17 protein-coding genes are annotated in these 14476 nt (G+C 67.8%); 7 read left to right on the top strand and 10 right to left on the bottom strand.

The window, feature by feature from the left end; translation table 11 throughout:
- Positions 1-72: 72 nt before the first annotated feature.
- Positions 73-909, bottom strand: a complete 837-nt coding sequence (locus tag GGC30_RS15615) for a tetratricopeptide repeat protein (protein ID WP_153925978.1) — start codon at positions 907-909, stop codon at positions 73-75.
- An 86-nt stretch (positions 910-995) separates the two neighbouring features.
- On the opposite strand from GGC30_RS15615, the gene GGC30_RS15610 reads away from it, so the two are divergent.
- Complete coding sequence (locus GGC30_RS15610; RefSeq protein WP_153925976.1) at positions 996-2381, top strand: M17 family metallopeptidase; 1386 nt, start codon at positions 996-998, stop codon at positions 2379-2381.
- A gap of 4 nt (positions 2382-2385) precedes the next feature.
- Here GGC30_RS15610 and GGC30_RS15605 read toward each other — a convergent pair whose 3' ends face one another.
- Entirely contained in the window at positions 2386-2865 is a 480-nt protein-coding gene (locus tag GGC30_RS15605; protein WP_153925974.1) for a hypothetical protein, read from the bottom strand.
- A 184-nt stretch (positions 2866-3049) separates the two neighbouring features.
- Here GGC30_RS15605 and GGC30_RS15600 point away from each other — a divergent pair, with 184 nt between their 5' ends.
- On the top strand, positions 3050-3832 hold the full coding sequence (locus tag GGC30_RS15600) for a C40 family peptidase (RefSeq protein ID WP_153925971.1): 783 nt from the start codon (positions 3050-3052) through the stop codon (positions 3830-3832).
- Here the strand turns inward: GGC30_RS15600 and mmcB are convergent.
- The 5 genes from mmcB to thpR all read right to left on the bottom strand — a co-directional run bounded on the left by mmcB (position 3829) and on the right by thpR (position 6699).
- Positions 3829-4272: a DNA repair putative endonuclease MmcB gene (mmcB, locus tag GGC30_RS15595; protein WP_153925969.1), complete on the bottom strand. Its 444-nt coding sequence runs from the start codon at positions 4270-4272 to the stop codon at positions 3829-3831. The two genes, GGC30_RS15600 and mmcB, sit on opposite strands and share 4 nt — an antisense overlap.
- A 45-nt stretch (positions 4273-4317) precedes the next feature.
- Positions 4318-4839 carry a lipocalin family protein gene (locus tag GGC30_RS15590; RefSeq protein WP_153925966.1) on the bottom strand — a complete coding sequence of 174 codons (522 nt, stop codon included), beginning with the start codon at positions 4837-4839 and terminating at the stop codon, positions 4318-4320.
- Positions 4840-4996: 157 nt separating this feature from the next.
- Complete coding sequence (locus GGC30_RS15585; protein WP_153925964.1) at positions 4997-5521, bottom strand: lipocalin family protein; 525 nt, start codon at positions 5519-5521, stop codon at positions 4997-4999.
- 57 nt (positions 5522-5578) lie between these two features.
- On the bottom strand, positions 5579-6163 hold the full coding sequence (locus GGC30_RS15580; protein ID WP_370452030.1) for a GNAT family N-acetyltransferase: 585 nt from the start codon (positions 6161-6163) through the stop codon (positions 5579-5581).
- Positions 6160-6699, bottom strand: coding sequence for an RNA 2',3'-cyclic phosphodiesterase (gene thpR / locus GGC30_RS15575; protein ID WP_153925962.1), 540 nt, complete (start codon positions 6697-6699; stop codon positions 6160-6162). Before thpR ends, GGC30_RS15580 begins: the two co-directional genes overlap by 4 nt.
- A gap of 130 nt (positions 6700-6829) precedes the next feature.
- On the opposite strand from thpR, the gene GGC30_RS15570 reads away from it, so the two are divergent.
- Positions 6830-7579, top strand: a complete 750-nt coding sequence (locus tag GGC30_RS15570) for a Bax inhibitor-1/YccA family protein (RefSeq protein WP_055754260.1) — start codon at positions 6830-6832, stop codon at positions 7577-7579.
- 53 nt (positions 7580-7632) lie between these two features.
- On the opposite strand, the gene GGC30_RS15565 is transcribed toward GGC30_RS15570, so the two are convergent.
- Both GGC30_RS15565 and GGC30_RS15560 read right to left on the bottom strand, forming a co-directional pair.
- The gene (locus tag GGC30_RS15565; protein WP_153925960.1) at positions 7633-7968 is read right to left on the bottom strand and encodes a DUF2794 domain-containing protein; all 336 of its coding nucleotides are present in this window, start codon (positions 7966-7968) and stop codon (positions 7633-7635) included.
- Positions 7969-8288: 320 nt separating this feature from the next.
- A complete protein-coding gene (locus tag GGC30_RS15560; protein ID WP_228763780.1) occupies positions 8289-9620 on the bottom strand; it encodes a trypsin-like peptidase domain-containing protein in 1332 nt (443 codons plus the stop codon).
- A gap of 173 nt (positions 9621-9793) precedes the next feature.
- On the opposite strand from GGC30_RS15560, the gene GGC30_RS15555 reads away from it, so the two are divergent.
- The 4 genes from GGC30_RS15555 (at position 9794) to GGC30_RS15540 (ending at position 12733) form a co-directional block, all read left to right on the top strand.
- On the top strand, positions 9794-10093 hold the full coding sequence (locus tag GGC30_RS15555) for a DUF6356 family protein (RefSeq protein WP_153925956.1): 300 nt from the start codon (positions 9794-9796) through the stop codon (positions 10091-10093).
- Between the two features lie 81 nt (positions 10094-10174).
- Positions 10175-11335 (top strand): 23S rRNA (adenine(2503)-C(2))-methyltransferase RlmN, encoded by a 1161-nt coding sequence (rlmN, locus tag GGC30_RS15550; protein ID WP_066553234.1) that lies wholly within the window; start codon positions 10175-10177, stop codon positions 11333-11335.
- 111 nt (positions 11336-11446) lie between these two features.
- Entirely contained in the window at positions 11447-11887 is a 441-nt protein-coding gene (locus tag GGC30_RS15545; protein ID WP_017506264.1) for a DUF350 domain-containing protein, read from the top strand.
- Positions 11888-11899: 12 nt separating this feature from the next.
- Complete coding sequence (locus tag GGC30_RS15540) at positions 11900-12733, top strand: serine protease (RefSeq protein WP_153925953.1); 834 nt, start codon at positions 11900-11902, stop codon at positions 12731-12733.
- Between the two features lie 332 nt (positions 12734-13065).
- Here GGC30_RS15540 and GGC30_RS15535 read toward each other — a convergent pair.
- A partial coding sequence (locus GGC30_RS15535; RefSeq protein WP_194943623.1) for a pitrilysin family protein occupies positions 13066-14476 on the bottom strand: 1411 nt, incomplete at its 5' end.

Here is a 14476-nt window from a genome sequence, read left to right as displayed (position 1 = left end):
GATAGGGTGGGACGCGGGGAGGGCGGTCATGGCCTCATCCACCACGCGGGCGGCCCGACCGCAACGGGCGGATCAGCCGCCTTGCAGCGAATTCCAGGTGCGCGCGGTGTCGGTCGCGGGCGACGGGCCTGCCGCGCCGCCGCTGGACGTCGCCGCGCCGCTTGTGCTGCGTGAGCGCAGCCATTGCAGGTTCTGCTCGGCCTGTTCGGGCGGCAGTTCGCGTCGCAGGATCTGTTCGGCCTCGCCCATCTTGCCTTGAAGGCCCAGCACCATGGCCAGGTTCTGGCGCACCTTGGCCGAGGCGGTCGGCTGGGCCACGGCGCGGCGCAGCAGGGTCTCGGCGCCCGGCGCATCGCCATGCGTCAATGCGGCCGTGGCGGCGTTGGTCAGGACGTCGGGGTTGTCGGGCGACAGGGCCAAGGCCTGGTTCCAGGCGGCGCGCGCGTCGTCGGTGCGACGCACCTGTTCATAGGCCACGCCCAGAAGGGAGTAGGGCCGCCAATCGCGCGGCGCCAGGTCGCGTGCCTGCTCCAGCGGCGCGACGCCATAAAAGGCCTGGCCGCGCGCGATGTGGGCGCGGCCCAGCTCCAGCAGGGCGTCCAGATTGTTGGGCTGGAGCGTCAATGTCGCCTGGGCGGCCTCGGCCGCCTGATCGTAGCGACCCAGCTCTCGCAGGGCCTGGGCCAGTTTCACGCCCGCCACGGCGTCGGTCGGGTCGGCTTGTTGCTCCGAGGCCCAGAAGACCGAGCGCGACAGGGCGTCCATCCGGTCATAGGTGGCGCGCACCGCAGCGGACGACGGCGCGCGAGCCTGGGCCGCGGTCGCCGCCGTCGGATCAGCCGCCAGCGTCGGCGTGCCGGACAGGGCGATCAGGGCGACGGTTGCGAGAAGGGCGGGCATGCGCGACATGGGTCAGGTCCAGACGGTCCTAGAGGTCTCGCCCCTAGAATCGCCGGTTCGCGTCAACCGATGGTTAACTTCGTTTCGAGGGCCTCATGTCCGTCTCGCATCCCCTGCTGGTTTCCGCCCAAGACGGCGACGGCGCCATCCCGATCCGCTTCGTTCAGGCGGGCGACATGCTGGAGGGTGCGGCCCGCCGCTGGGGCGATCGCCATGGGTTCGAAGGCAAGCCGGGCCAGCTGTTGGTCGTGCCGGACGCGGACGGCGAGATCGGCCAGGTGGTCGTGGGCGCAGGCGCGACCTTCGACCCGATGAGCGTGCGGGGACTGTCGGCGCGACTGCCGGGCGGCCTCTATCGGCTTGAGGTCGCCGCGCACGATGCGGAGCTGGCGACCCTGGCTTTCCTGCTGGGGGCCTATGTCTTCGACCGCTACAAGGTCCGGCCGGACCGGACGCCCGTGCGGCTGGTCGCGCCGGCCGGGGTGGATGTCGCCGAAATCTCGCGCATCGCCGCCGCCTGCGCCCTGGCCCGCGAAATGGTTGATACGCCAGCCGCCGATATGGGGCCGTTGCAGATCGAGACCATCGCCCGCGAGATTGCAGAGAGCGCGGGCGCCGAGATCACCGTCACGACCGGCGACGCCCTGCTGGAAGACAACTATCCGGCCGTCCACGCGGTGGGGCGCGCCGCCGCCCCGCACCGGGCGCCGCGTCTGATCGAGATCGGCTGGAAGCTGGACCGGACCGACCTGCCGCTGGTCGCCCTGGTCGGCAAGGGGGTGGTGTTCGACACCGGCGGCCTGGACTTGAAGCCCGCCGCCGGCATGCGCAATATGAAGAAGGACATGGGCGGCTCAGCCCATGCCCTGGCCTTGGGACGTCTGGTGATGCAGGCCGACCTGCCGGTGCGATTGGTGGTCATCGTCGCGGCGGTCGAGAACGCCGTGTCGGCCGACGCCTTCCGGCCCGGCGACATCCTGAACAGCCGCAAGGGGCTGACCATCGAGATCGGCAATACGGACGCCGAAGGCCGGCTGATCCTGGCCGACGCCCTGACACGGGCAGGCGAGCACCAACCCGACCTGACGCTGGACTTCGCGACCCTGACCGGCGCTGCGCGGATCGCCCTGGGCCCGGAGCTGCCGCCGCTTTATACTGACGACGAAGGTCTGGCCGCCGGGCTGCTTGCTGCGGCGGGTCAGGTGCGCGATCCCCTGTGGCGGATGCCTCTGTGGCCCGGCTATCGCGGCGCGCTGGACGCCGAGATCGCGGATCTCCGGAACGACCCGGCCGGGTGGGCCCAGGCCGGATCGGTGACGGCGGCCTTATTCCTGCAAAAGTTCGCCCCGACCACGGGGGCCTGGGCGCACATGGACATCTTCGCCTGGAACCCCCGCGCCCGCCCCGGCTACCCAGAAGGCGGCGAGGCCCAGGCGCTAAGGGCGTGCTACGCCATGCTCAGGGCGCGCTACGCCGATTGACGGATCAGGCGAAGGCGAACCCCGGCTCCGGCTCGGCGTCGTCGGAGGGGGATCGCGGCGGCCTGGGCTTTCCGAAGCGTCCGCCCCGCGACTGTGCGCGGCGTCTAATGGGTCTCAACACGGTGCTGACAAAGCGTGTCGCAAATTCCCGCTGCTGCATCAAGCCACGCCACCCGGCGACAGCGCGTAGGCTGATGGCTAGCACGAACAGATCGAAAATCACGGTCACGTCGAACATCAGGGCCCAGGCGATCATGTCTGGCGCCGCCATAGCGAACATTCGGGCGCCATCCGCCTCGAAGAGAACAATGGCGGCGACACCCAGCACCACGATCAGACAAAGGCCCGCCGTCTGCCCGGCCGTCAGACGCGAGAGACGGCGCGCCGGCGTTTCCACCAGCCATCGCCGTAGAGTGATCCCGACAGGTCCCTGGTCTGCGACCGTCAGGGCCAGCACGATCAGCAAAACCAGCCACAAAATCACCAGAGCCTTCAACGCGCCGACATGACGTCCGCCAAGTGACATGGCGTTGCTGGGCGAAGCTTCAAGGCGGCGTCGCATTTTTGAGAACGCGGTTCTGTTGATTTTCTTTCGCAAAATCGTTCCGCGTTAACGGCCCCTAAGCCATCGGGGGATAAGGCTGTGGGTTCAGCAATGCGAGTTCACGTTGACCGACGTCCTCGACCTTCTTCCGCCCGGCGACCGCCTCGTTCGCCCTGACCTCGCCGAACAGGCGCTGGAAGGGCTGGTGCGCGCAGACGCCTATCGGGCGACCGAGGCCATGCATTGTCGGGTCGCCGTGGCGGACATTTTGTCGGACGTTGACGGTCGGATCGACCAGCTTCTGCATGGCGAGATCTTCGACGTTCTGGATCGGTCTAACGGCCGGGCCTGGGGCCGGGCGCGTCGAGACGGCGTCGTCGGCTGGGTCGTGCTGGACAGTCTGTCGGCCGGCGCGCCGCTGGCGACGCATTGGATCGCCGGCGTGGATGCCGCCCTGCCGTTAAACGCTCTGGTGGTCGAGGCGACGGATGTGGCCGAGGCTGATCTGAAGCCGGTCGGCGCGTTCGAGACGGATATGGTCGCGGTGGCGGAGCGGCTGCTCGGCCGTCCGCATGAGTTGGGCGCGCGGTCCTCGATCTCCACCGACTGTTCCGGCCTGGTGCAGCAGGCCCTGCTGGCATGCGGCCTGCCCGGTCCCCGCCGGTCGGACGCGCAGGCCCAGATGGGTCGCGCGGCGTCTTCATCGGATCTACAGCGCGGCGACATCGTCGTCTGGCTGGCGCCGAACGACGATCAGGACTGGACCGGCCATTCGGCGCTGATGCTGGATGGCGAACGCATCATTCACGCGACAGGCGGCAAGGGCGTGGTGATCGAGAGTCTGGCCGAGGTCGAGGCGCGTCTGGTCGTGGAAGGTTTTGCGACCGCCGTCTTCCGACGGCTCTAGTCCCGCAAGGTCCGGATCGCACCCAGCCGGGCGAAAGCCAGCGTCAGCGCCTTGCGGCGGGCGGGCGCCAAGCCGACCACCGGCGCGTCTCGCACGACCGCCCCGCCGAAACCGTCTGCGACGATCAGGCCCGGTTCGTCGGGCAGGATGTCCTGCGGAAACTCGGGCGCGACGGCGAAGAAGAAGGCGTCGCAGAACGGCCCGTACTCATGCCATTTGCGATCGACGCGATAGTCCTCGACGCCCGACTTCACCTCGCAGATGACGACGTCGCCCTTACGCCCGATCGCCATGACATCGGCGCGGCGGCCGTTGGGCAGGCAGACTTCCAGCAGCGGCGCATACCCCATGTCCATCATCAGCCGCGCCGCGCCGCGCGTCACCGAAAGGGTGGTCTCGGGACGGCTGAAGACGAGTTCGAGATGGGCGACGGCGGACATGCCGACAGCTTATGTTCCGCCTACGTTCCTATCGCAAGCGGCGCCTTAGAGGCCGGTTCGGACCAAATCGCTTGTGTTGAAGCCTAGGGCACGAACGTGAGCTAGAATTTGGTCGCGTTCGGCCTGAGATGCATTCTGATCGCGATGCCAGACCCACCAATTCGACTTGTCAGGAAGACCCATGATAGCCCAGCTGTAGTCCGGCGCGTGATCCCAGACCCGATAGCTGTCGCCCGCCAAACGGCCTACGCTGATGCCATTCCGGCTGAACGTGAACTTGGCGTTGGTGGACGTGTTGGTGACGCGGGCGTTCCTGCGTAGCGTTTCAACACCGCCGTCGTCGCTTCTGGTGCATCTGACGGCCATAGAATATCGATCGTCGCCAAAGCTCGGGTTGAAGTCGATCTGTTTGCGACTGCAGTCCTTCTGGACGTCGTTCTGGCTGCGTTCGATCTCGAACCAACGCCCGTCGAACCGACCTAGATCGACGCTTTGCGACTGAGCGAACGCGGTGGCGGGAATGAGTGACAAGACCGCGGAGGCGGCGATCAGGCTGGCGCGTATCATCGACGGATCCTCGTTCAGTTTGAGCGAGTAGCCTAGCGTACATACTGGTGGTTGTCGCCAACAATTATGCGCTTAGTACACACGCAACACTTATCTGCGGATGGATCGTGTGGGGTCTTGAGCGCTGCGGCAGATTGCTCTCATCGCAAGCGGCGCTTTACAGGCCGGTGTGGACCAGTCGGCCGGTGCTGAAGCCCAGGGCGCGGACGCGGCTCAGAATGCGGTCGCGCTCAGCCTGAGAGGCATTCTGGTTGCGGTGCCAGATCCACCAGTTCGACTTGTCCGGCAGACCCATGATCGCCCAGCTGTAGTCGGGCGCGTGGTCGTAGACCCAGTAGTTCTGGCCCGCGAGCCCCCCGAAGCTGAGCAGGCCGGTCAGGCTGAACCGGAACTTCGCATTGGTCGTGGTGTCGGTGACGCGGGCGTTGGCGCGCAGCGTCTCGACCTTGCCATCGGCGCGCCGGACGCAGGTGACGGTGATGGCGTAGCGGTCGGCGGCGCCCTGCGGCGTGAAGTCGATCTGCGCCCGGCTGCAGTCCTTCTGGACGTTGTTGTGATTGCGCTCGATCTCGAACCACCGGCCGTCGAAGCGGTTCAGATCGACGTTCGACGCCTGGGCGAAGGCCGTCGCCGGCAGGACGGCGAGGGCGGCGGAGGCGGCGATCAGGCTGGCGCGGAACATGGGCGTATCCTCGTTCGGTTTGGGAGGGATACGACGCGCCGACGCGTTCGGTTGTGATCAGCGCTTCAGGCGCGTCCGATTGATCGCCCATTCGTCGCGCGTCTGGCCCCACAGATCGATGGCGATGTCCTGGAGCGGTTCGGGCAGGGCGCCCGGCCCGCGATTGCGTGATCCCAGCCGTGTCGCGACCGCCGCCGAGGGCAGGTTCTCGGGCGCGATGCAGTGGATCACGTCGTCCCAGCCCAGCACGTCGAAGGCGTAGTCCATCGTGGCTGCGGCCGCTTCGACGGCATAACCCTTGCCGGTGGCGTCGCGATGCAGGCTCCAGCCCACCTCGCGGCCGGGCCAGCCATAGGGGTGCAGCGGCCCGATACGGCCGATCCACTGGCCGGTCTCCTTTTCCAGGATGGAGAACATCCCCTCTCCGGTCAGGGCCCACATGCCCGCGACGGTGCAGATCAGGCGCCAGACCTGGGGTGCGGGCTGGACCCCGCCGATGAAGCGGGCGGTCTCGGGATCGGCCATGAACCCAGCCCAGCGCGGAAAGTCCTCAACCGCCGGTGGACGCAGGATCAGCCGCTCGGTCTCCAGCGTCGGCCCCAGAGCGACATGGGGCGGCAGGGCGTAGGCGGCAGTGCTCACAGCAGATACTCCCGCTCCAGTTCGTAATGGCTGCCGCTGTCGGTCAAAACGCTGGAATACAGGCCGAAGCGATCGATGCGGATCGGCGGCGAATGCAGCAGGTTGTGACCCGACACCCAGGCGCCGAGCCGGTCGAGATTGGTCCGCGTCTTCAGATAGGCCAGGGTCACATGCGGTTTGTAGGTGCGCGCCTCCATGCCGATCCCGGCGCGTTCTCCGGCGGCCATGCCTCGCCCGGCGAGAACCGACAGGCGCTCATTGGGCGTTTCGACCCCCGCCCACAGCGTGTGGCTGCGGTGGTCGTCGCCAAAACAGCCGACGCCCTTCAGCGCGATTTCGAACGGACCGCCCGTCACGCGCGTCAACTCCGACGCAAGGTCGTCGGCGCGGCGTTCGTCGGTCTCGCCATAGAAGGCGAGCGTGACGTGCAGGGCGTCCAACGGCCGCCACCTTGCGCCGGGCAGGCCGGATTGCCGGCGTTTCAACGTCTCTGCGACGTCGGGCGGCAGGGTCAGGGCGGTGAACAGACGAAGCATGCGACCGAAAGTAGCGGCCGGAACACAAGCCTCCAAGTCCGGTTTTCCTTGCAGCGCGGGCCTCGGCTCACGATATTCAAAGCCTGTGATCGGAGAAGCCTCTCCGGCCAATCGGAGAAAGTTCGTCGCCATGAGCGATTTCAACAACGGTTACGCCCGTCCTCTGCCGCAGACGGCCGACATGTCGGTCGACGCCGGCCTGCGCAGCTTCATGCTCGGCGTCTACAACAAACTGGCCCTGGGCCTCGTCGTCGCCGGCGCCCTGGCCTATGTCACCGGCAATGTGCCGGCGGTGCAGCAGCTGCTGTTCGTCCAGACGGCGGACGGCCGGATCGGCCTGACCATCCTGGGCATGATCGTCCAGTTTTCGCCGCTGGTGATGCTGTTCGGCTCGATGTTCTTCATGAAGAACCCGACGGCCAAGGGCGTGAACATGCTCTACTGGGCCGTGGTCGCCACGATCGGCGCGGGTCTGGGCATCCTGTTCCTGCGCTACACGGGCGGTTCGCTGGCCACCACCTTCCTGGTGACGGCGGCGGCCTTCGGCGGTCTGAGCCTGGTGGGCTACACGACCAAGAAGGACCTGACCGGCATGGGCACCTTCCTGATCATGGGCGTGATCGGCCTGATCATCGCCTCGATCGTGAACATGTTCCTGCAGTCCGGGACCTTCTACCTGATCATCTCGGGCCTGGGCGTGCTGATCTTCTCGGGTCTGATCGCCTACGACACCCAGCGTCTGAAGATGACTTACTACGCGTTGGGCGGCGACCAGAACGCGATGGGCGTAGCGACCGGCTTCGGCGCTCTGAGCCTGTTCATCAACTTCGTGAACCTGTTTCAATTCCTGCTGGCCTTCATGGGTGGCAACCGGAACTGAGATCGGTCGAAAGACGGATGCGGAAAGGGCCCCTCGCGGGGCCCTTTTTGTTTTTACTCCACCACCTGAAACCGGCGGCCGTCGAAGACCCGCAGCACGTGGGCCAGGTCGCGGCCGCGTTTCAGGATCTGGCCGCCTTCGCCGATGACGGCCCACTGGCCCTGGCGGGTCTGGAGGGCGGGGCGCTTTTCGATGCGGTAGAGCGGGGCGTCGCCGCTGCGGCGGAAGACGGCGAACTCGGCAAAGTCCTTGTGCCCAACCATGGCGTAGTCGCGCCATTCGCCCTGCGCGACCATGCGGCCATAGACCCTGAGGATCGGGTCCAGTTCGCGGCGGTCGAAGAAGACGGGGCCGGGCGCCGGCGTCGTGTCGTGAGGGTTCAGGCTCATAGGCTCAACTTAGGCCGCTGGCGGCCCGACGCCAGAGGCGGCCAGGAAATCAACGCAGACACGAAATGGCCCCGTTTCGGTCCTTCGCCCGCCCGTATGCGCAACGAAATATCGATCATCGGCTCGTCGGAGTTCGGAAGCGTCCCGGATCCTGAACAGCCCCCCCAGCCCCCCTGGATGTTTCCAGTTTACGGGCTCCGGCGGCCGATGCTTCCTCCAAGCGAGCGCCCGCCCTGCCTTTCCCCTCCCCCTCCTTGGCAAGGCGGGCGTTTCGCTGTCTGGAGCTTGCCAGACAGCGCCGCGTCGGCGTCTGACCCCGCCTAAATCGACAAGGTCAGGTTCAGGGTCTCTCCGTTTCTCAGCACGGTCGTCTCGACCGATCCCGATGCGCCCTGCAGGGCGGTTGCGGCTGCGCGAGCGTCGGCGACGGGCGCGCCGGCGATGGCGGTGATCACATCGCCGGCCGTCAGCTCGGCCTGGGCGGCGGGCGACCCGGCCGCGACGGCCGTGACCTGGGCGCCGCCGTCCTGGTCTCGCAGCGTCGCCCCATAGGACAGCACCGACTGGGCCCCGACGACCACGGGCTGATCAGCGGGCGTCTCGACCGCCAGCGACGTGGTCGCCTCGCGGCCCCCGCGCAGATAGGAGACGCTGAGATCCGAGCCCGGCGCGGCGATGCCGATGGTGGCGTTGACCGAGCCGGCGTTGGCGACGGGGCGGCCTTGGATCCGAGTGATGACGTCGTTGTGGCGCAGGCCCGCCCGTTCGGCTGGCGATCCCGGCGCGACATCGGCGACAACGGCCCCACGCACGATGCCCAGATGCAGGTCGCGCGCGCGCTCGGCGTTCAGCGAGCCGAAGATGGCGCCGGTCGCGCCGCGCTTGACCTCGCCGTTTTTCTTCAACTGGTCGGCGACGTACAGCATGATCCGCGTCGGTACGGCGAAGGCGATGCCGTCGTTGCCGCCGCCGAGACCCCCCGACAGGATCGAGGTGTTGATGCCGATCAGCCGGCCCCGGCTATCCAGCAGCGGCCCGCCGGAGTTGCCCGAGTTCACGGCCGCGTCGGTCTGGATGTAGTCCTCGACCGCATCGCCCAAGCCTGAGCGGTTCAGGCCCGAGATGACGCCCATGGTCAGGGTCTGGTCCAGGCCCAGCGGATAGCCGACCGCGAAGGCCAGGTCGCCGGTGCGCAGGGTGTCGGAATCCACCGTCTGGACCTGTTTGAGGTTCAGCGGCCGACCGTCAGGCGTGATGCGAAGCACGGCGATGTCGGTCGCCTTGTCCGCCCCCACCAGCACGGCGTCGAACAACCGGCCGTCCGTCAGATCGACGGTGAACTTACGCCCGCCCTCGACGACGTGATTGTTGGTGATCACCAGCCCCTCGGCCGCATCGACGATGACACCGGAACCGGAGGCGTAGGGTTTGGGATCGGCCGCATCCGAACTGGGACCGCGCGACTGGCCCAGGGTCGTGACCTGAACCACCGCCGGAAGCGAGCCCTCGAGCCCCGACGAGAAGCTGAAGACGCCGCGCCGGGCGTCATAGGGCAGGCCTGCCGCGCCCGATTGCGCCAGCACCGGCGTCGCCGAGGCCATCAGGGCCAGGGCGACGGCCATGGAAGAGGCGGGCGATAGGCGGATCGGCATGGGCATTTCCTTGATCGAACGCCGACCCTAGACCGAGTTTTCACTTCTGACGATGGGTCTGAAGCGGGCAGGTGGCGTGTTGGTCACGTCCAATGAACAGATCGCGATCGGGGTTGCGTCGCCGGCCGTCCGGCGTGACCATGGATGTTGAGAAAACAGGGAAGGCCGCCGCCATGAGTCAGACGACGATCGACCGCCGCCGTTCGGGTTCGACCGCCTTCGACCGCCTGTTCCGCGACCATCCGCGCGAGGTCGACGAGACCTATCTCCAGCACATGGTCGCCTCGGCGGGTTTCGGCTTCAAGCTGCTGGGTCTGGCGGGCGCCGCCTTCGCCCACGCGATCGTGCCTGGCGTGCACAAGACCACCGTCTCGACCGCGATCCGCAGCATGGCCAAGGACATCGGCGGTCGGGCCGAGGAGGCGCGCGAGACCCGGATGCGCGACGCCGGCGTCTGGGACGTGGGCCTCTAGGGCGGTCGAATCTGCCCCGGCCATGCAATCGCCGGGATCCGTGCTATATAGGCCGGCTCAACCTCACGCAGGATCGCCGCCTTGAGCATCACGCTCGATCTTTCGCGCGTCTCTAACGCGCCCGCCGTTAAGGCGCCCGTCAACCTCAGCGGTCTGACGCGCGCCGGCCTGCGCCAGGCCCTGATCGACGCGAACGTCTGTCCGCCCGAGAAGGCCAAGATGCGCGCCAGCCAGGTGTGGAGCTGGATCCACCACTATGGCGTGACCGAATTTTCGGCCATGAGCAATGTCGCCAAGGATATGCAGGCCAAGCTGGCCGAGCATTTCACCCTGGCCCGCCCCGAGGTCGTCGAGCGCCAGGTGTCCAAGGACGGCACGCGCAAATGGCTTATCCGCACCGCGCCGGGCATCGAGATCGAAACAGTCTATATTCCCGACGTGGGCCGGGCCGGCGCCCTGTGCGTGTCCAGCCAGGTCGGCTGCACCCTGAACTGCACCTTTTGCCATACCGGCACGCAAAAGCTGGTCCGCAACCTGACCGCCGCCGAGATCGTGGCCCAGGTCCAGGTCGCCCGCGACGATCTGGAGGAATGGCCGTCGCCCAAGGAAGACCGTCGCCTGTCCAACATCGTCTTCATGGGGATGGGCGAGCCGCTCTACAATCTGGATCACGTCGCCGACGCCATCGACATCATCTCGGACAACGAGGGCATCGCCCTGTCGCGCCGTCGGATCACGGTCTCGACCTCGGGCGTGGTGCCGCAGCTTCAGGCCCTGGGCGACCGGACGGCGGCGATGCTGGCCATCAGCCTGCACGCCACCAACGACGCTTTGCGCGATGTCCTGGTGCCGCTGAACAAGAAGTATCCGCTGGACCAGCTGATGGCGGCGATCCGGGCCTATCCGGGCCTGTCGAACGCGCGTCGGGTGACGTTCGAATACGTCATGCTGAAGGGCGTCAACGACAGCCCCGAAGAGGCGCGCGCCCTGTTGAAGCTGATCGAGGGCATTCCGGCCAAGATCAATCTGATCCCGTTCAATCCCTGGCCCGGCGTCGAATACGAATGCTCGGACTGGAAGACGATCGAGCGCTTCGCCGCCATCCTGAACAAGGCCGGATACGCGTCACCCATCCGCACCCCCCGCGGCCGCGACATCCTGGCCGCCTGCGGTCAGCTGAAGTCCGAAAGCGAGAAGGTCAGGGCCAGCGCGCTTAGGAAGGCGGAGCAGGCAGCGGCGTGATGCTCATGTCCTCTTTTGAGGAGAGGACACAACCTTCGGACACATAATGTCACGCAGTGTGTCCCCGGCGCGCTTGCGGATTGGGGCGACAATCGGGCAAGGCGTCTGGGCATGGACCCCTCCTTGTCGAACGTCCTTTCAAGCGCCGAGGTGCAGGCTTTCGCCTCGGGCTTCCCGGTCATGGTGATGCACCTGATCGTGACCCTGCTGCTGCTCGCGGCGGGGGCGACGGTCTATGCCCTGCTGACGCCGTGGAAGGAGGTCGCCCTGATCCGTCAGGGCAATGTCGCCGCCGCCATCGCCTTCGCCGGCATTCTGGTGGGGTTGGCCGTGCCGCTGGCGGTATCGCTGTCGGTGTCGACCTCGGTGCGCGACATCGCCATCTGGGGCGTGGCGACCGTGGTGCTGCAGCTTCTGGCCTTCCGGGTCGTGGACCTGCTGCTGACGGGCCTGCCCGAGCGGATCCGCCACGGCGAGATTTCGGCGGCGGTGGTGCTGCTGGGCGCCAAGCTGGCGACGGCCGTGATCCTGTCCGCCGCGCTGACCGGCTGATCGGCCGGAGCGATGCAGTTTCCCCGCCTGCCGGACTGGGCCATCTACGGAGCGGTGGCGGCCGTGTTTCTGGCGGTGTCCCTGGGGCGACGCGAGAACGCCGATGCGCCGCCGGTCCCTGAGGCCGGCGCTGATGTCGCCGAGGGCGCGCTGTTAGGCCCCATCACCCCCTTTGACGCCGCCGTCACCGTCGATGCGGGCGAGGCGCCGTTCAAGCCGTCGTCGGGCACGGCCTTCTCCATCGCAGGACGGGGGCGCTGGGTGACGGCGCGCCATGTCGTCGAGGGGTGCCGCAAGCCGGCGCTGGTGGTCGGCGAGGGGCGGGCGGTCGCGGCCGATGTCCGTCTGGCGCCGCGCGCCGACGTCGCCTTGCTGATCACCGACGGCGGGCCGGCGGCCCTGCCGGTCGCGGTCGAGGCGCCGCTGCGCAAGGGTCAGCGCGCCTTCCATCCGGGCTTTCCTCAAGGCCGGCCTGGCGAGGTGACGTCACGCCTGCTGGGGCGCGAGAACTTGAAGGTCTTCGGGCGCGGCGCGCGCGACGAGCCGGTGCTGTCCTGGGCCGAGGTCGGGCGCACCAACGGGCTTGAGGGCACATTGTCGGGTCTGTCCGGCGCGCCGGCCCTGGATGCGCAGGGCCGCGTCGTGGGCGTCACCATCGCCGAGGCGCCGAGACGGGGCCGGATCTATACGACGGCGCCGGAGACGTTCGGGCCGGCCATTCGCGGCGAACAGACGCCGGCCGACGACGCGCGCGGCCAGACCATCACGACCGAGGATTACGGCCAGGTGTCCAACCGGCTGAGGCGCGACCTGCGCGTGGCCCAGGTGGTGTGTCTGTCGGTCTAGCGGACAGAAATTGCACGCGGCGAAAAAGGTGCAATGGCGTGCAATTCGGCGGCAAAGGACGGAAATCGTTTGGATAAATCTGCACTCGAATTGGACGTGTGCAATTGTTGATGCAGGTCGGGCCCGGCCTTGAGAGCCAAGGGCTCGGCGTGGGGATCGCGATGTCAAAGATCGGGGATGGATCATATCCCCAATCGAAGCCCGTATGGATGATTGTCGAGGGCGGCCCGAAAGTCCCTGAAAAGAGACGACTTCGGTCCTGAAAATAGGACGGCTGGCGGCCGACCCCCTCCTTCGCCGCCAGGGGAAGGAGGGGGCTTGCCGATCCGGCCTTACTTCAGCGAGCCGGTGTTCAGGTTCAGGGCGCCCGCCTCGATGACTTCGAGGTTCGGGTGTTTGGCGCGCAGATCGTCCAGAAACTTGGAGCCATCGCCGACGATGACCAGGCTGGCGCGGTTGACCGGCAGGTGTTCGGCGAAGGCGGCCTCGACCTGTTCGGGCGTGACGGCGCGGACCCGGCCGGCGTAGTCGGCCAGATCGCTCATCGGCAGATCATAGAGCGCCAGGTTGGCGACCAGGGCGCCCAGGCCGTCCACCGTCTCCAGCGAGCGGCCGAAGCCGCCGATCAGGGTGGCGCGGCGCGGGGCCAGATCGGCCTGGGTCGGGGTCTCGGTTCCCAGCTTGGCGATCTCGGCCAGGATCAGATCGGCGACCTCGTCGGCGGTCTCGTTCTTGGTCTGGGTCGAGGCCGTGAACAGGCCCGCATCCGCCCGTGCGCCCAGCGACGACGAGGCGCCGTAGGACAGACCGCGCTTGATGCGGATCTCCTGATTCAGGCGCGACGAGAAGCCGCCGCCCAACAGGGTGTTGCCGACCGTCAGCGGGAAGAAGTCCGCATCGGTGCGCGACACGCCGCGAACGGCGGCGACGACCGCGGCCTGACCGGCGCCGGGTTGGTTCACCACGACGATGCGCGGCGCCAGGGGCTGGCCGGCCGGATTGGTCGCAGCGGCCGGGGCCGCGCCGACCGGGCGCCAGTCGCCGAACGCCTGTTGCGCCAGGGCGCGGGCGGCGGCCGGCGTGATGTCGCCCGAGAAGACCAGGGTCGCGTCCGACGGCCGGTAGCGGGCGGCGTGGAAGGCGGCGACGTCGGCCGCCGTGATGGCCGGGACCGTCTGCTGGGTGATCGTCGCGCCATAGGGGGCGTCGCCGTAGATGACGCGGCCGACCGTCATGCCGGCGATGGACGCCGGCTGGCTGAGGGCGACGCGCAGGCCGTCCAGGGTCTGGGCCTGCTGACGTTCAAGCTCTTCGCCGGCGAAGGTCGGGTTCTTCACCAGATCCGCCATCAGGGCGACGGTCGCCGGGAAGGCGTTCGACGGCGCGTTGGCGTAGACGTTCGAGAAATCGACCCCGGCCGATGCGCCCACGCTGGCGCCCAACTGTTCGATCTGGGTGGCGATTTCGGGCGCGGTTTTGGTCTTGGTGCCCTGGGTCAGAAGGGCGGCGGTCATGGCGGCGACGCCAGCCTTGCCCGTCGGATCATCGGACGAACCGGCGTCGAAGCTGAGGCGGGCCGAGACCAGCGGCACGCCGTCGGTCGGGGCGACCAAGACGCGCAGGCCGTTGTCCAGGCGGAAGTCGGCGACGGTCGGCGTCACGGGTGCGACCTCGGCGCCCGGCTGAGGCAAGGGCTTCCGCTCCGCCTCGGGCAGCAGGACGGCGGGCGGGCCGGCGGGGGCT

Origin of the sequence: Brevundimonas sp. SPF441 (assembly GCF_009661015.1) — a bacterium.
Lineage (GTDB): Bacteria > Pseudomonadota > Alphaproteobacteria > Caulobacterales > Caulobacteraceae > Brevundimonas > Brevundimonas vesicularis.
The sequence above is the reverse complement of the archived record's forward strand: the minus strand, read 5'-3'. Positions and strand labels throughout refer to the sequence as shown.